The organism is Neobacillus sp. MER 74 (assembly GCF_023714155.1).
Genome location: NZ_JAMAUV010000012.1, coordinates 126,072 through 143,685, shown reverse-complemented (window position 1 = coordinate 143,685; position 17,614 = coordinate 126,072). Strand labels below are relative to the sequence as shown.

Sequence of the window (17,614 nt, the reverse complement as noted above, 5' to 3'; positions counted from 1 at the left end):
GCCCACGTGTTACTCACCCGTCCGCCGCTAGACTCCGAAGAGTCTCGCTCGACTTGCATGTATTAGGCACGCCGCCAGCGTTCGTCCTGAGCCAGGATCAAACTCTCCAAGAAAGTTGATTAGCTCAATTGTTACGTTGGCTTAGCTTCACTTTTTTTGAAAGATTCACTAATAAAATTTTGTTGACGTTTCTGCTTTGTTTAGTTTTCAAAGAACTATTTTGTGACAGGTTTATAGTTTATCATCTCATCACCAGAAAGTCAAACATTATTTTTAAATAATATTTTTTCTGAATCAGCGAGATCTATCATATCAACCACATTAACTTTTGTCAACTGATGAAGGATTATATTTCTAAGAAATATCTAAGTTTCATATACTGTTCCCTCATCAGATTTACTATATTACTATCATGTATCTTTAAAGTCAACTATTATTCTACAAAATATATTATTTTCTTTCTTAAGATAACTATTCCATCATTAAACCATTGCCTCAGCTCTAGTGCATCGCTGATTCTTTAATACACTTCGGTTATAATATAACATTATAAATTGAACAGAAAACGCGGGATCGCCATGCAGTTTACATGGTGTCAGGCACCGCTTAGGAAGGTAATGGAATGACAAATATTAAAGATTTGGCAAAGATGGCAGGCGTTTCTGTAACCACTGTTTCTCGGGTGTTGAATAATCATCCGTATGTAAGTGACGAAAAAAGGAATGCCGTTTTAGAGGCGATTAAGCGTAGTAATTACCAACAAAATATTAATGCCGTCAATTTAAGTACGGGCAAGACTTTTCTTGTAGGTGTGGTAGTTCCTTTTATCGATCACCTTTACTTTGCCCTATTAATGAAAGGAATCGCAAACGAAGCGTTAAAGCACAATTACAATTTGGTTATATTTCAGACTAACTACGTGGAAAGCCGAGAATTAGATGCATTACAAACGTTAAAACAAAAGCAGATTGATGCGTTAATTATTTGCTCGAGAATATCCACATGGAGCCAAATTGAAACGTATTTGCCTTTTGGACCAATCATTTTATGCGAGGATACCAGAGGAAAAAAAGTATCCTCCACATTTGTGGATCACTATAAAAGTTTCCTATTTGCATTAGATTACCTCTATCAAAAAGGTCACGAAAAAATTGGTTATTGCATTGGGCGTAAATCAGGTACTAATAGTAAAAACAGAGAATTAGCGTATAAGGATTTTTTAGAAACCAATCGTTTATCCTATAATCCTTCCTATATTTTTGAGGATTGTCTCCAATTCGAGGATGGAGAAAAGGTAGTGGAGCAGATTAGAAAGATGCCCCAACCACCAACAGCCTTATTGGTGACAAGCGATGATGTTGCAGCTGGGATTGTTACCTGTGCAAAAAATCTAGGTGTTACTATACCAGATAATCTTGCACTTATCGGGTTCAACAATCAACCTATCGCAAAAACGATGAGTATCACAACGATTGAAATTCCACTTGAGGAGATGGGCAGGAAACTATTTTTACAAGGAATCCACAAATATGAGGAGATTTCCCAAGACGAAATCCCCGTAACATTAATTGAACGGAATACCGTTTGATTCTCGCGAATTGATTGTTTCTATCTTCTTCACTCTCCGTACCTAATAAAAAAACAGAAATTATTTTTTCAATCCCCTTGACCTGAAACGCGTTTCATAAACTATTCTGTTTTTGCAAGAACTCACAACATTAGGTCGGCGTTATCAGTATTCCCTGAGCGTAACGACCTGATGTGATTAAATGGAGGGATAGAAAATGAAACAACCTATGGTGTTTTTTGATATTGACGGTACATTACTTAACGAGGATAAAGTGATTCCAGATTCCACAAAAAAAGCCGTTCGTTTACTTCAGGAAAAAGGAGTGCACACGGTAATTGCCACTGGTCGTGTGCCGAAGATGTTTTCTTGGATTCAAAAAGAATTGAATATTAGTTCTTTCATTTCCATGAACGGACAATATGTTGTATATGAAGGACAAGAAATTTATGCCAATCCAATTAATCCTGAGCTGCTTCAGTCGATTTCCACTTTGACAGCAATCAACGGCCATGCCCTTGCCTACTGCAGCCACGATGATTTTAAAGTCAGCAAAGAAAACCATCCCTTTATTGAATCGAGTTTCGATTCATTAATGATGCCTTATCCTATAGTTGACAATTCATTTTATATAAATCGGCCAATATTTCAGGGACATCTTTACTGCAACCACGAGGACAAATATCAATACGTCGACCATTTTCCTGATTTAGACTTCGTCAAGTGGCATGATTATGCTTATGATTTCCTGCCAAAAGGGGCCTCAAAAGCGGTTGGTATTCGCAAACTGCTTGAATTCGTAGATATCAATCACGAGAACTGTTTTGCATTCGGCGACGGTTTAAATGATTCGGAGATGTTATCCATGATTGGTACGGGGATCGCCATGGGCAATGGGGTTCCTGAAGCAAAGGCCGCAGCCGATCTAATTACCACAACATCTTCTAAACACGGGATTCTCAATGGTCTCATCCACGTCGGCCTTTTAGAAAAAGACGCAGCCGCGGAATATGTAAACGAAGCAATATAACCATTGAAGAAGGATGGTTCTTAAAATGTTAGACCTTCATTTAATTAACGTCTGTCAGACGCAAATCGTCCCCTACTAATAAAATTTTCATTCTATTATCTCCTTTGCGATTGATTTTATAAGAAGTAAAATCATCTCTAGGAACCCTATCTAGCATCACAATCTTCAAGTTTACTTAAAAAAGACAAAAAGGGTGTCAGGCACCATGTGAACATGGTGCCTGACACCCTTCATTCTTCTTTTCATCCAGTTATATACTTCTTCAGCATTTCTTTTATTTCGCAGTCGGCAAAGCTTGCTTCCACACTAGTTAGGTAAATTTGCTTATAGTCATTTTCGCTTATATTAAATTCTTTAAATACGATGTCACATTCATTTGCCATGGTAGTATCTGAAACAGTTCGGTTGTCTGTATTAACAGTTACCTTGACTCCATCTTTATGAAATTGATAAATGGGATGATCGCTAAACTGGTTTACTGCTTTTGTTTGCACATTACTTGTTGGACACATTTCGAGCACAACTTGCTTTTCTTTCACGATGTTATATGCCTCACCACAGTCCTTTATAAATACACCATGGCCAATTCTCTCTGCTCCCAAAAGTTCAACTGCCTCTAATACGTTTTTCCCTACGCCCGTTTCACCTGCATGGATGGTTACTCGATAACCATATTCTCTAGCTAAGGCAATCGGTTCTACGAATTTCCCACAAAACCCTTCCTCTTCCGATGCACATAAATCAATTGCAACTACACCTTCGCCAAGGAATCTCCTTCCCTTCTCTACAACCTCAAAAGCACGGGAAGCAGACATTGTCCTCATGCAAGAAAGAATCAAGTTCCCCTTTATCTCATATTGCTTTTCAGCCTCCTTTATTCCAGTTAAGACCGCTTGGATGATCTCTTCAACGTCTAATCCCCCTGCTGTATGAAGTAACGGAGCAAATCTTACCTCCATGTATTTCACATTTTCACGGGCTGCATCCTCAAAAAGTTCAAAGGTGATCCTTCTAAGATTTTCCTCTGACTGCATAACTAAATTAGGTATAGAAAATTTCTCTAAATATTCATCAAGGGATTCGCATTCTAATGGAGCGATGAGTTCTTTTAGAATATCGTCCCTATTCATCGAAGGCAGACTGATTCCATCTCTCTTTGCAATATCAAGGATGGTTTCCGGTCTAAGACTGCCATCTAAATGGCAGTGAAGTTCTATTTTAGGTAAAGTTGCAAAATTCATCGATAATTACCTCCTAATTGTTAAGAAAATAAAAAAAATTCCTGATTACGAAGAAAATACAAATTCATGTATCTTCTTCGTAATCAGGAATTTATAGGTTCCTGGTAGAGACCTCCAAACCATATCATTGGAGTTATACGAAAGTATTTATTAAATTACTATTGCTAAAGAATAATAAATTCTATTTTTATTGTCAACCCTTTATACCTTTGATTGAACCGGATATATTTTCCTTTCCATTCGGACGTACCTTATTTATTTTTATAAAAACGATCTCGTACTTTTTTCAACCGGGCGTGGTATTTTAAAATGTCCAGTCTAGCTTTTTCGGCTTCTGGTGCAATCGGTCTTAATTTTTCCAACTCCCAATAATCAACAATCACATCTAGAACTTGATCGAAATATTCCAATGGACCGTAGTTTGCCTCTTTTGCAATAATCGCCATGCGATCTTCGAAATCAGGCATTACTGTACCAGGCATTTGAAAGTTCTTAATAACATGTCCTAAATGATAACAGTAATTAGGTTCCAATTGGAGATGAAATTTAATCACATCTCGATAAAAGGCATAATGCAACGTTTCATCTTTTGCAAGACGGCGGAGCAGACTAGCTAAATCTTTATCATGTGAACCAGCTACTTTCGCAACGTTATAGTAAAAAACCATCGTTGCCAGTTCTTGTAACGAGGTATATACCATGGTTTCAAACGGCGTGTGATAATCAGGGTTCCAGCCATTCTCAACGGTTTGTTTGTGTAAGTGGTGGAGCCGCTTCGGGTCTACATTACGAGTAATTAATAAATACGTTTCAATCAGGTTTGAATGCTGGTCTTCCTCTGCTGTCCAAGTATGGACAAAATCTTTTATAACCGATAATGAACCCTTAAATGTTTGATCTAGATGCGAAGTAAACCATGGCAAGTTTACTTCGGTTAAAAGGGCGGTTTCAACCGCCGTTATAATCGACGCGGGCAGTGTGACCTGACTTTCATCCCAGGGAACACGCCTGAAATCCATTGCCTTATCCCACGGTAAGTAGTCATGATAACCCCAATCTATTTTTTCAGATCGCTTTTTATGTTCTTCATATAAATCTATAAGTTTAGGCTCCAATCGAAAGTCTAAATCATTTGTTAACATCATAATCCTCCGTAATTGTAAATTTCGTTAGTTTCCCGTACAAACATTCTTAAAAGGCGAAAATGGTCCATTTATGCCCTTTTTAAAATTCGCGAATTATTTGGCCGTCTATTAATAAATACCTGATATTAGTACCTAATGCTAAATCCGATTGTATCACAACTATTCTGAATCTAACCAATAAATAAAAAAAGTGAAACAGAAGGGATCGTCCTTCCATTTCACTTTTTGGTCTTACGGATTTACTTTTGTGTTAAATACTTGTTTACCATCTTTATATTCTAAGACAGTTGCTGATTTAACTGGATTGTGGTCTTTATCAATCGTAATCGTACCAGTAATCCTAGATAAATCTTTTGTTTTCTCTAAAGCTTCTTTAATCTTAGTTGTATCTGTACCACCCGCACGCTCGATCGCATCAGCTAATAGATAGACAGTATCATAGCCAAGTGCATTAAATGCATTAGGAGATTCTCCATTGAACTTTTCTTTATATGTCGTTACAAACTTTTGGATTGTTTCATCTGGATCTCCAGATGTGTAATGGTTTGTGATAAATGTATTATTTAACGCGCCAGCTCCAGCTAACTCAACTAACTTCGGTGAATCCCAGCCATCTGCACCCATTAACGGAACAGTGATTCCTAATTCACGAGCTTGTTTTACAATTAATCCAACTTCTTCATAGTATCCAGGAATAAAGATGAATTGTGGATTTTTAGCCTTAATACGAGTTAATGTCGCACGGAAGTCTGTATCTTTTGCAACATAAGCTTCCTCAGCAACAACCTTGCCGCCTGCCTTTTCGTAAGTTTCTTTAAATGACGCTGCTAAACCTTTAGCATAATCGCTGGCACTATCTGCAAAGATTGCCGCATTATTTAATTTCAATTCCTTTGAAGCAAAATTAGCAGCTACAATTCCTTGGAATGGATCAATAAATGATGTACGGAAAACGTATTCGTTTAATTTTCCATTATCCGCTACAGTTACGTTCGGGCTTGTCCCTGATGGAGTTAATAGGATTGTTTTCGTATCATTTGCGATTTGTGCCTGTGCTACGGTGTTACCGCTTGTTGCTGCACCAATAATCGCTGTTACTTTGTCTTGGCTGGTTAACTTAATCGCACCGTTTGTAGCTTCAGCAGCCTCTGACTTGTTATCTACTTTAACAAGCTCGATCTTTTTGCCCTTTATTCCGCCCTTTTTGTTGATTTCATCAACTGCAATATCAATTCCGTTTTCAAGTGACTCCCCGTAAGAAGCAACCCCACCGGATAACTCTAGGTTTACACCAACTTTAATGGTTTTACTATCGCCGCCTGAATTTGAACTTTCTTTTGCTCCAGAACACCCTGCAAGCACTCCCGCCAATAAAGTGGAGGCCATAAACATTTTTGCCCAATTCTTTTTCATCATAAGGACCCCTTTTTTCTATTTTTTCTGACAAATCACATCGTAGATTGATAGATTATCTAACATGAACAACGATTGGATTGTCTAGGTGATTTATTAAATATTATTTTAGTACAATTAATCTCTTTCGTCTAGTATATTATTCTATTTATTTAAATATTTCTGAAACTTACGACTTATCAGATTATATGGTAACGCTTACAATACTGATTCTATGATATATCTATTTAAAAGAGCCATCTAATTATTGAAAGAATTATATTAAAAAAGAAAAGAGAATCCCTCCCTAATTTCATTACAAAAACATTTTTTTCCTGGAAAATTATTTAAATCAGAGGATTTTCTAATCATTACAAATCCTTTACACTCATTTAACATTAAATTAAGAAAAAATCTTATCATTCCCATATACAATTAAGTAAAGCAAAGCAAATGATTGGTTGATAATGAATACTTTATAAAGGGGAATGGGCATTGATGAGAATATTACAATTGTTTTATGGCTTCGAATGCCGATTATTTCAGCAGGTGAATCGTCATTTTGATAAAAGTGTATTAAATCTTTTTTTCCGCATGGTGACGCACCTTGGTGGGGCAAGATTTACGATTGCTGCAACTTTACTTCTCATCATGTTTTCGCCGCGGGAGGCTAGGTTGATTGCCATAGCCAGTGCACTTGCTTTATCCGCAAGTCACATACCTGTACACTTTGTAAAACTGCTGTTTCCCCGAAAAAGACCCTATTTAATCATAGAAAAAACAAAGGTCCCTGAAAATCCATTACAAGATCATTCTTTTCCATCGGGACATACCACTGCCATTTTTTCCGTTATCATTCCATATGTCTTATTCATACCTCACCTTTCCTTTATCTTGATCCCTTTAGGGCTTTTTGTGGGCATATCCAGAATTTACTTAGGCCTTCACTATCCTTCTGATGTAATTGCTGGGGGGATACTCGGTTCACTTACGGGGAGCCTTTGCTTCTGTTTATTGTGGTTATGAGGATTACGATAAGGAGGGATTTTATGAAAATTGCCATTTTCACAGATACCTTTCATCCTGATATCAACGGGGTTGCCAGGACACTTAAACGGTTAACTAATTATTTAGAGGCCCAAGGCATTGCCTTTAAGATTTTTGCACCTCGCTCATATTCCAATGAATATCATTCTACTAATATCCATCTTTTTAAAAGCCTATCTTTTTTCTTATACCCAGAATGCCGCTTGGCTTTTCCAAACCTTCTTCATATTCAATCGGAATTAAAAGCTTTCTCTCCAGATCTAATTCATGTTTCCACTCCTTTTAATATCGGCCTTTGTGGTGTTTATTTTGCAAAGAAATTAAACATACCGCTTGTCGGTTCCTATCACACCAATTTTGAAGATTATTTACACCATTATCACCTTCATTTTCTTTCAAAGATTCATTGGAATTACATGCACTGGTTTCATCAAACCTGTAAAAAACTCTTCGTTCCCTCACTTGAAACCCACCTACAATTAAAGCACCATGGATTTTCAAATTTAGAAATTTGGCCAAGAGGCGTAGATTGCCAGCTTTTTCACCCTCATTATGATAAAAATGCAGTTCGTAACCTTTACTCTATAGAAGAAAGATATCTGCTTACATATGTAGGCAGATTAGCCCCTGAAAAGGATATAAGGACACTATTAACTATCGCTAAATCACTCCCAGCTGAAATAAAAGAGAAAATACATTGGTTAATTGTTGGGGACGGTCCATTACGAAAGGAATTGGAAGCACAAGCTGCAGGATATATGACCTTTACTGGATTCTTAACTGGGAGATGCTTGGCAGAAGTCTATTCAGCATCTGATTTATTCGTTTTCCCTTCACCCACAGAGACATTTGGAAATGTTGTTTTAGAGTCCCTTGCTAGTGGAACACCTGTTATAGGTGCGAAAGCTGGGGGTGTTAAGAATATCATTAAAGCCGGAGTTACGGGGTATTTATGTAGACCTGGTAATGCACTGGAATTTAGCGATGCGATTATTAAGCTTTTGAGGAATGACGGACTACGTGAACAAATGGGAAGCGCAGGAAGGGATTATGCATTGACACAGAGATGGGATCAGATTTTTGAAGATCTTATTTGGCATTACACAAATGTTATCGATGAACAAAATCGACAGGAATTTATCTCATGAGAAAATCTCATACCAAGTTCTTAATACCAACGTAAAAAAATAAAATGGATTAAGATGTGCTAATTTAGAGTTTTGGAGGTGTTTCTGCTGAAAATATCACGGCTTGGGCATGCCATGTATGTTTTAAAAAGTAAAACAGAAAAAAAGTATCTCATTGATCCTTTTTTTGATTTAAATCCCGGCTTTCCACCGCATTTAGATACGGCTGATTTCTACCAATCCATTGATTGTGTATTTCTAACCCACGGCCATTTCGATCATACTAGCGGACTTACGAAGTTGGTTGAGCACAAACCCGATGTTATGATTGTGGCCCAATATGAGTTAGCACTTATCCTTCTGAAGCAAGGAATGAAGAATGTGCTTCCTATTAATCTGGGAGGTTCCGTTTCCTTTGAAGATGTATCTGTCACGATGGTCCAGGCAAAACATACCTCTTCCTATGGAGAAACCCAAGGTCCTCCCGTCTATGCCGGTGAGGCGGCAGGTTATATTTTTGATTTTAAGGATGATTATACGGTTTACCATTCAGGCGATACGGCATTGATGTACGATATGAAATTAATTCAAGATGTGTATGAGCCTGACATTGCAATCCTCTCCTCATCTGGCCATTTTACAATGGGGCCGAGAGAAGCATCATACGCTGTTAAAAAACTATTGAATGTTAAATATGTGATTCCTAGTCATACCTTTCCAACAAATGAAACAGCAGCCTCTCCTGAATCATTAACTCAATTGTTAAAGGCTTTTCCAGTTGTAGACTTTATGATTGATAAAGATAAGGAATTAAAAGAACTATTAAAGGATTATTCAAAAACAACCGTGATTACACTGGCATATGGAGAGGAAAAAGTTTTCGATCAGAGTCTTTGGTCTGAAGTCTTAGTGGATAAGGAATTCTCATGAGGAAGGCACCGTTTTAAACGGTGCCTTTCTACGGTGCCTGACACCCAATTTTACAATTTCACCATAAATTTCTGTTCACTTATACCCTCCATAGCGAAGACTCGCTCCACGTAGTGAATTACTTTGTCCGACATCAACATGACGGTTGAACTCCTGGTCCCGTAGTTCTCACTTTTTATAAACAATGGCGAAAGCCTTCTTTCCCATTCTAATGAAACTCCAGTGTGTGGAAGAAGTTCGTCCGGTGCTTGGTCTGTATTTTGAAGCATGTTCAAAAGTTCCGATACTAGTCCATCCTCTTCTCCATTGATAATTTTGGCCAATCCTTCCTTTCCTTTTTGAACCTTTGGCCAGTCAGTATTTAGTAAGTGATTGCTGACACCATAAATCCCAGGAACAATCTTTTTCAGTTCATGCCCTTTATTTGAAAAATAAAATAGTTCATTTCCATCACCGGCCAATAAGTTATAGCCTGGATACAGGTCCTTTCGTCCTCCAAGGTCTTCCATATAAGCCTTTAGATTTCCCTTGTGTTTCAAGGCTTCAGTAACCAATTCACCCCGTGAGCGCTTTCCATCCGTTGCTTCCTTTGGGTCACGATAATTGGTCAACGCCGCAAACCGCCCACCTGTTGTAACCCCCATCCAGGTACCCTTTTTTTCTAAATCCCTTCCGGCCAGGATGTCAGGCTGGTCTTCCCAGAAATGTACCGGGGAAGTAGGTCTCCCTAGGAATTCATCTCGGTTTGCTGCCACAATGAGCTTGTAGATTGGATGGACTTGATAAGCAAAAAGTATTAAACACATTAGAAATCACAGCCCTCTATTCAATTATCCACGGCTTTTTTCAGCGTTTGTTTACGTTTATTAAGCATTTTTCTGATTAGACGAATCTGACCTCTATGACTCAGTTCATCTTCAAACACATGGAACCATTTAAAGAAATTATTCGCATGGCGATCATGCCAAAACGGCGTTTGTTCATATAACCATTCATCAGGAAGCGTTTTAAACATTTCGATGGTTGCATTCCGTGCTTCGCCCATTTGCTCCAAGTAATGATCAATGCTATTGCCTTTAATCATTTCTCTCCCAAGACTTCCTAAGTCTAGCGCGGGAAGTAAAATGCTTAGCTCTTTCTCATTTAGATCACGATTTTCAAACGTTTCAACTTGATAAGCCTTTTCGACCGCAGCCAAATGAGCCAACAGCATTCCGATTGAATTTGCCTCCTCATCAAAAAGGAAGTCTAACTCTTCCACAGTAAGTCCCTTTACCGTTTCAATCGTAGTGTACCTTGTATAATTCATCATCGACACCAATTTACTGAACTCCAACCCTAAACTATCTTTTTGATCGATTATATATAATGTATCCAAATCCATGTTATTACCTCCGTATAGGAAAATAAACCACTCATTCTAATTCGCCATCTTCTTAGTAATTCCTTTTAGCATAGAGGCAATCCTTTAATAGGCTGAAATTGCTAAAAAGAAAATGATCCTACTCACGAAGGTTATTCACAACTCTGGAAATAATAATAGCTAGAACCAAATACATTTGGAGGTATTGTTCTCATGTCTGAATTAGAACCATTCGAATACGAAACAGGGACAGCGATTCGCGAATATGACATTATTGAAATAACTCAAAACGCCTTAGGATATGAAGTACTCCTGGATATCGAACTAGACAGCGGCTATTCCTTAGTAAGAACAAAGTTAGAAGTAACCCATGAAGACTTAGCGGGATATGAAACAAGCAATATTGAAGAAGGAATTAAATACGCCTTAGGATTTTTCACTCATTAACAAACGAATATTTCAAGGGGAAATCTCGGGTGAATTGTGTTAAACTTGTTAATCTAACCAACACGGTTGGATGTACGTACATGAGTAATGGAGTGGTTAAATGGGTAGTGCAAAAGGGAAAGGCGGGACCGGTCGAGGAACCGGCAAAAAGGGCTGGACTCGTTGGCAGGCTGGAGTCAAAAAAGCCAAAAGCGCCAAACCATATGTCAGCAAGGGCGTAAAAAGAGCCAAAGAAACAGACGAAAAACAGTAACAATAAATGGGTGTCAGGCACCACTCGTGGACAAATGTCCACGGGTGGTGCCTGACACCCATTACTGTTTTATAATATTAAACGGATTTGGTTTCCTGCAGGATCTTCGGTTACATAGTATTCGGCTTCTTTCGTAATTGGAGCATCTATTTGTTTTAGTTGGTTCAAGGCTTCCTCTCTTGCTGTCGTATCAGGGAAAACGAGCGTGTACCAATTTAACCCTACACTGTTTTTCGGGGGAGTGGCAGCCCCTTCTCCCTGCCAAGTATTGATGGCAATATGATGATGATATCTACCTGTTGATAGGAATGCCGCTTTTGGATAGTAACTAACTACCTCAAAACCCAGCCCTTTTGTATAAAACTCCTCGGCTTTTTGCAAATTGCTGACATGAAGGTGAATGTGGCCCATGAGTGTACCTGCTGGTAAACCGCTCCATTCCGCCTCACTTTCTGCAATAATTCCATTGCCATCAAGCTCTTCGGTGGCCATTTCGACTAAACCGTTGTTCCATTTCCATTCTGAAGAAGGGCGGTCCCGGTACACTTCAATCCCATTGCCGTCCGGATCATTAAGGTATAACGCCTCACTTACATAATGGTCTGCGGCACCGAGCGGATATCCAGTTTGGACCATGTGTCGTAAAAAGACCGCTAAATCTGCTCGTGATGGCAGTAAAATGGCAAAGTGATACAGGCCGGACGTACGACCTGTTTTCACCACAACCTCCTTTGGCTGCTCTAGCGTTAGTAATGGCTTTTTTCCATCGGTCGTTAAGACCGCTTTACGCTCTGATTTTTCCAACACTTGAAACCCCATAATATTTTGATAAAAAATAAGTGAATAATCGAGATTTTTTACCTTAATATTGACCTCTCCGACATATATATTTGGAGCTTGATGAAATTGATCCATTTTCTCCTCATCCTTTCGTCAATCAGTTGTATAAGAAATTTGTCTTTAATTTAAGTATGGTTATCATACGTACCATTCATTCGAATCCAATCACCTATGATTACAGTGTACTTCGAATTTATCTTGAATTCAAGTATTTAAAAATAGAGATAAAATAAAAAAACAATCCATTTCTATGCTGCAAAAAAAGGACTCTTCCGCTATGCGAAAAAGCCCTAAACCTTTGTTTCTTGTTTTTTTATGCTTCTACAATGTCCGGCTGTTTATAGACTTCGTTTTCAAATTCACCTGTTGCTTTACTGGTTAATATACCAGATGTCATTGCACCGCTAACGTTTAATGCTGTCCTTCCCATGTCAATAAGCGGTTCCACTGAGATGAGCAAACCAACAATCGCAATTGGAAGGTTCATGACAGATAAAACGATTAATGCCGCGAAGGTGGCACCGCCACCTACACCAGCTACACCAAAGGAACTAATCGCGACCACAAGAATGAGAGTTAAGATAAAGGATATACTCGTTGGATCCACTCCAGCGGCCGGTGCAACCATCACAGCTAACATTGCTGGATAAACACCTGCACATCCATTTTGACCAATAGTCAGTCCAAACGAGCCGGCAAAGTTTGCAATCCCTTCTGACACACCAAAGTCTTTCGTTTGCGTTTTAATGGTCATTGGCAAGGTTCCTGCACTAGTCCGTGACGTAAAGGCAAAGGTCAAGGTCGGCAGTCCTTTTTTCACATAATTTACAGGACTTAGTTTGGCAAAGGATAATAGTAGTAAATGAACAATGAACACCAAAATGAGCGCCACATAGGAGGCAATCACAAACTTACCTAATTTCGCAATCGCCGCATAGTCACTTGTTGCTGTTACCCTTGTGATGATGGCAAGAATTCCATATGGGGTTAGACGTAAGATTAGTGTGACTACCCTCATGACAACGGAATAGATCGTATCAATGATTTTAGCAAAAAATTCTCCTGTTTCTGGGTCTTTGCGTTTAACTCCAAGATAAGCGATGCCAATAAACACAGAAAAAATAACAACCGCAATCGTAGAAGTCGCGCGCGCTCCTGTTAAATCCTGAAATGGATTGCTTGGGATTAACTCAATGATTTGTTGTGGGAGAGTCATATTTTCTATTCCAGTAACTCGTTCCTCTAACTGGGCATTACGCGCTGCTTCCGCTTCTCCTTCAGTTAACTGCACACCATCAAGACCAAATCCCAATGCAGAGCCAATTCCAATCGCCGCAGAAACGGCAGTCGTTGCAAGCAGGATGCCGATGACAAGGAAACTAATTTTCCCAATATTTTTCGTTAACTTTAACTTTGTAAAGGCACCGACAATGGAGACAAAGATCAGTGGCATAACTACCATTTGTAGTAGTTTCACATAGCCATTCCCGACAATGTTAAACCAATCGATGGAACCTGTTGTTACTTCATGTGTCGTGCCATAAATAAGATGAATGAGAAAACCAAAGATAATACCTAAACCTAACGCACTAAAAACACGTTTGGAAAAAGAAACATGCTTCTTTTGCATCGTAAATAATCCAAACATGAGTAATAACAGAACAGCTACATTGACGAGGATCAGCAAGAAATTCATACTATCCATCCTCCTTCAAATTCGGAAAAATTGTAATCCAGATATTCCAATGAATTAAGTCGGAATTATGGTCGTCACCATATACCTGCCACGAAATATAACTATCAAACGTTTGATATGGTAAATAATATGTTAGGACTTTTCCTTATATTCCAAGCCCGTCACTTATTTAATCAAACGTTTGATTAGTTTTACATTCCTCCAAAAATTAGGTTTACATTGGGAATGCACTGCGAGAATAACTCACATCATTCATTCGGAATCGGATGGATTGCATCCTTTAAGGCTGCTTCTAATTCTTCCTTGAATCGGGTCTTCTCCTCCACCGTCCATCCAAGCGCATTTTCCATATAGTCGAGAATGGCATCTTTCCATTCTACTACCCAGTGAATATCAAAAAATAAAGCTCCTGTTCGACGGATAAAAAAGTCGACTGGTTTTACTGTCATTTCATCCTCTAACGAATAAACAATTTGAACAAACACCTCAACCGGCAAACCAAACTTGTTATTGGGGTCATACCTTTTCGCAATGTCAAAAATCCGATCAATATTGGAACCATAGCGATGAACTAATTTGCGATATTGTTCCTTTGTAAATCCTCTTAACTCCCCATCTTTTTCCTTTTTTTCAACAAAGGAAGCAAAGTTACTAGCCCCATCAACATGACCACCGGATATAGGTAAATGTTTCGTTTGGCAGGCTTGAAAATGGCCGCTCTGTTTTGCGATCAAGTCCACCACCGTTTCCGCCATTTTTCTGTATCCCGTCAGCTTCCCGCCTGCGATGGTAATCAGCCCGGAATTCGAAACCCATATTTCATCTTTTCGCGAAATTTCAGAGGGATCCTTGCCTTCTTCATAAATAAGCGGTCTTACCCCTGCCCAGCTAGATTCAATATCCTCTGCCTTAATGGAAACAGTTGGAAACATATAACGAATGGCATTAAGAATGTACTCTCTGTCAGCCTCCGTCATTTTTGGATAAATCGGATCGTTTCCATAATAGGTGTCTGTTGTCCCCACATACGTTTTCCCATCCCTTGGAATGGCAAAAACCATGCGGCCATCAGCTGTATCAAAATACACAGCTTGTTTTAGGGGAAATCTCGACTGATCAATTACCAAATGGACCCCTTTTGTCAGCCGCAGTTTTTTTCCAGCTAACGACTTATCTTTGTCGCGGAGGGAATCAACCCAAGGGCCAGTGGCATTTATGATGCGTTTTGCGTAAATATCATGAACGGTACCAGTTAATAGATCCTCAACTCTAGCACCAATTACCTTACCATCTTGATAAATAAACTCGATTACTTTTGAATAATTTACTGCTTTGGCACCATGCGCCACCGCTTCTTTTATAACTTCGATGGTCAACCGGGCGTCATCAGTACGATATTCCACATAATAACCGCCGCCTTTTAAGCCCTCTCTTTTAATCAGCGGCTCTTTCTGAATGGTATCATCCGGAGAAAGCATTTTTCTTCGTTCACTTTTTTTTACGTCTGCTAAAAAGTCATAGACTCGTAGTCCAATTGATGTACTGAATTTCCCAAACGTTCCACCTTTATGCATTGGCAGGAGCATCCATTCTGGTGTCGTTACATGCGGGCCATTTTCATAAACAATCGCTCGTTCCTTCCCCACTTCCGCGACCATCTTCACTTCGAATTGTTTTAAATACCTGAGACCACCGTGAACAAGTTTCGTTGATCGGCTAGATGTCCCAGCAGCAAAATCCTGCATTTCTACTAATGCCGTTTTCATCCCCCTTGTTACGGCATCTAATGCGATTCCAGCGCCTGTTATTCCTCCACCGATGACAAGTACATCAAATTCTTCTGTGACCATTTCCTTTAGAATTGTGTTTCTATTTGAACTTGAAAATTTTAACATTTGCACAATGATTACCTCCAATGGGGATAAAAAAAAGAGGCCACAACAATCACAATGGTATAAAATCCATTGCTTTGTTGTGGCCTCTCGCGTTTCTCCCGCCAAAATATTAACTTAAGTATAGCTTACCATACATTACGATTATTTAAAAGCCCTAGCTGCGTTTACAGCCTTTTTCCAACCTGTATATAAATTGTTTCGATCCTCTTCAGCCATATCTGGTGTAAATGCTTTATCCATATTCCATTGAGCAGCGATTTCTTCTTGGCTTTCCCAATAACCCACCGCTAATCCTGCTAAATAAGCAGCTCCTAATGCTGTAGTTTCTCTTACTTCTGGACGCTCCACTGGTACATCTAATACATCGCTTTGGAATTGCATTAAGAAGTTATTGGCAACAGCGCCGCCGTCTACACGCAAAGTTTTAAGCGAAATACCTGAATCCGCCTCCATTGAAGTTAAGACATCCTTTGTTTGATATGCAAGGGATTCTATCGTTGCGCGAATAAAGTGTTCTTTGGTGGTACCACGAGTTAAGCCAAAAACCGAACCACGTACATCACTATCCCAATAAGGTGTTCCTAACCCAACAAAGGCTGGAACTACATATACACCATCTGTTGATTTTACGCTCGCAGCAAATTTTTCGCTCTCTTCAGCATTTCTAAACATACGAAGCCCATCACGAAGCCATTGGATGGCGGACCCAGCAACAAAGATACTTCCTTCAAGTGCATATTCTACTTTTCCGTTAATACCCCATGCAATTGTTGTTAACAGACCGTTCTCTGATTTTACTGCTTGTTCTCCGGTATTCATTAACATAAAGCAGCCAGTTCCATAAGTATTTTTCGCCATTCCTTTATCATAGCATGCTTGACCGAATAACGCTGCTTGCTGGTCACCCGCAACTCCGGCAATTGGCACATTACAGCCAAAGAAATGGTAATCAACTGTCTCAGCATATACTTCTGAAGATGGGCGTACTTCCGGAAGCATTGAAGCAGGAACTGACAAAATTTCTAATAACTCTTCATCCCATTTAAGGTCATGAATATTGTACATCAATGTTCTCGATGCATTGGAGTAATCTGTTACATGGGCTTTTCCACCAGATAGTTTCCAAATAAGCCATGTATCAATCGTTCCAAATAGCAGTTCTCCACGCTCTGCTTTTTCTCTTGCACCTTCTACATTTTCAAGAATCCATTTCACTTTTGTTCCAGAGAAATAAGCATCAATTAAAAGGCCTGTTTTATCCCTGAATAATTGATCATATCCTTTTGCTTTCAATTCTTCACAAATCGCTGCTGTTTGGCGGGATTGCCAAACAATGGCATGATATATCGGTTGGCCAGTTTTTTTATCCCAGACAACGGCTGTTTCCCGTTGGTTTGTAATACCGATTCCAGCCACTTGTTCTGGTTTTACATTAGCCCCGGCCAAACAAGAAGCCATTACCGCTAGGATCGAACCCCAAATTTCAATTGCATTATGTTCTACCCATCCTGGTTGAGGGAAGAATTGTTGAAATTCCTGCTGAGCGACTTGGACAATCTTTCCTTCTTTATTAAAAAGAATAGCCCGTGAACTTGTTGTACCTTGATCTAATGATAAAATGTATTTTTCCATATCTAAACT

The 17,614-nt window shown here is 39.1% G+C and carries 16 protein-coding genes, 1 rRNA gene and 1 riboswitch; of the genes, 7 read left to right on the top strand and 10 right to left on the bottom strand.

The genetic code is table 11. The annotated features are described in order from the left end of the window. Positions 1 to 113, bottom strand: a 16S ribosomal RNA gene (locus M3610_RS19015); the annotation flags it as partial. Positions 114 to 622: 509 nt separating this feature from the next. Between M3610_RS19015 and M3610_RS19010 the strand changes: the two genes are divergently transcribed. Beyond that, entirely contained in the window at positions 623 to 1,588 is a 966-nt protein-coding gene (locus tag M3610_RS19010) for a LacI family DNA-binding transcriptional regulator (RefSeq protein WP_251461404.1), read from the top strand. A 196-nt stretch (positions 1,589 to 1,784) separates the two neighbouring features. After that, complete coding sequence (locus tag M3610_RS19005; RefSeq protein WP_251461403.1) at positions 1,785 to 2,597, top strand: Cof-type HAD-IIB family hydrolase; 813 nt, start codon at positions 1,785 to 1,787, stop codon at positions 2,595 to 2,597. A gap of 242 nt (positions 2,598 to 2,839) precedes the next feature. On the opposite strand, the gene add is transcribed toward M3610_RS19005, so the two are convergent. The 3 genes from add to M3610_RS18990 all read right to left on the bottom strand — a co-directional run bounded on the left by add (position 2,840) and on the right by M3610_RS18990 (position 6,399). After that, entirely contained in the window at positions 2,840 to 3,838 is a 999-nt protein-coding gene (gene add, locus M3610_RS19000; RefSeq protein ID WP_251461400.1) for an adenosine deaminase, read from the bottom strand. Between the two features lie 60 nt (positions 3,839 to 3,898). Continuing rightward, positions 3,899 to 3,999, bottom strand: a riboswitch (purine riboswitch). A 90-nt stretch (positions 4,000 to 4,089) separates the two neighbouring features. Then, positions 4,090 to 4,980 carry an acyl-ACP desaturase gene (locus M3610_RS18995; protein ID WP_098570956.1) on the bottom strand — a complete coding sequence of 297 codons (891 nt, stop codon included), beginning with the start codon at positions 4,978 to 4,980 and terminating at the stop codon, positions 4,090 to 4,092. Between the two features lie 234 nt (positions 4,981 to 5,214). Then, positions 5,215 to 6,399: an ABC transporter substrate-binding protein gene (locus tag M3610_RS18990; protein ID WP_251461399.1), complete on the bottom strand. Its 1,185-nt coding sequence runs from the start codon at positions 6,397 to 6,399 to the stop codon at positions 5,215 to 5,217. A 474-nt stretch (positions 6,400 to 6,873) separates the two neighbouring features. Between M3610_RS18990 and M3610_RS18985 the strand changes: the two genes are divergently transcribed. The 3 genes from M3610_RS18985 (at position 6,874) to M3610_RS18975 (ending at position 9,479) form a co-directional block, all read left to right on the top strand. Beyond that, entirely contained in the window at positions 6,874 to 7,401 is a 528-nt protein-coding gene (locus M3610_RS18985; RefSeq protein WP_180229936.1) for a phosphatase PAP2 family protein, read from the top strand. Between the two features lie 23 nt (positions 7,402 to 7,424). Beyond that, positions 7,425 to 8,570, top strand: a complete 1,146-nt coding sequence (locus M3610_RS18980; protein WP_251461396.1) for a glycosyltransferase family 4 protein — start codon at positions 7,425 to 7,427, stop codon at positions 8,568 to 8,570. Positions 8,571 to 8,648: 78 nt separating this feature from the next. After that, the gene (locus M3610_RS18975; RefSeq protein WP_251461394.1) at positions 8,649 to 9,479 is read left to right on the top strand and encodes a metal-dependent hydrolase; all 831 of its coding nucleotides are present in this window, start codon (positions 8,649 to 8,651) and stop codon (positions 9,477 to 9,479) included. A 50-nt stretch (positions 9,480 to 9,529) separates the two neighbouring features. Here the strand turns inward: M3610_RS18975 and M3610_RS18970 are convergent, their stop codons facing one another. After that, on the bottom strand, positions 9,530 to 10,285 hold the full coding sequence (locus M3610_RS18970) for an NRDE family protein (protein ID WP_251461392.1): 756 nt from the start codon (positions 10,283 to 10,285) through the stop codon (positions 9,530 to 9,532). 20 nt (positions 10,286 to 10,305) lie between these two features. After that, positions 10,306 to 10,863 carry a DinB family protein gene (locus tag M3610_RS18965; protein WP_098570961.1) on the bottom strand — a complete coding sequence of 186 codons (558 nt, stop codon included), beginning with the start codon at positions 10,861 to 10,863 and terminating at the stop codon, positions 10,306 to 10,308. Between the two features lie 192 nt (positions 10,864 to 11,055). Between M3610_RS18965 and M3610_RS18960 the strand changes: the two genes are divergently transcribed. Both M3610_RS18960 and M3610_RS18955 read left to right on the top strand, forming a co-directional pair. Further along, a complete protein-coding gene (locus tag M3610_RS18960) occupies positions 11,056 to 11,289 on the top strand; it encodes a hypothetical protein (protein WP_098570962.1) in 234 nt (77 codons plus the stop codon). A 100-nt stretch (positions 11,290 to 11,389) separates the two neighbouring features. Then, entirely contained in the window at positions 11,390 to 11,542 is a 153-nt protein-coding gene (locus M3610_RS18955; RefSeq protein ID WP_251461390.1) for a DUF3934 family protein, read from the top strand. Positions 11,543 to 11,611: 69 nt separating this feature from the next. Here M3610_RS18955 and M3610_RS18950 read toward each other — a convergent pair whose 3' ends face one another. The 4 genes from M3610_RS18950 to glpK form a co-directional block, all read right to left on the bottom strand. Next, on the bottom strand, positions 11,612 to 12,457 hold the full coding sequence (locus tag M3610_RS18950; protein WP_251461389.1) for a VOC family protein: 846 nt from the start codon (positions 12,455 to 12,457) through the stop codon (positions 11,612 to 11,614). A gap of 238 nt (positions 12,458 to 12,695) precedes the next feature. Continuing rightward, positions 12,696 to 14,078 (bottom strand): L-cystine transporter, encoded by a 1,383-nt coding sequence (locus tag M3610_RS18945; protein ID WP_251461387.1) that lies wholly within the window; start codon positions 14,076 to 14,078, stop codon positions 12,696 to 12,698. A gap of 248 nt (positions 14,079 to 14,326) precedes the next feature. Then, positions 14,327 to 15,973, bottom strand: coding sequence for a glycerol-3-phosphate dehydrogenase/oxidase (locus tag M3610_RS18940; protein ID WP_251461420.1), 1,647 nt, complete (start codon positions 15,971 to 15,973; stop codon positions 14,327 to 14,329). A 141-nt stretch (positions 15,974 to 16,114) separates the two neighbouring features. Continuing rightward, on the bottom strand, positions 16,115 to 17,605 hold the full coding sequence (gene glpK, locus M3610_RS18935) for a glycerol kinase GlpK (RefSeq protein WP_098570966.1): 1,491 nt from the start codon (positions 17,603 to 17,605) through the stop codon (positions 16,115 to 16,117). Positions 17,606 to 17,614 lie beyond the last annotated feature (9 nt).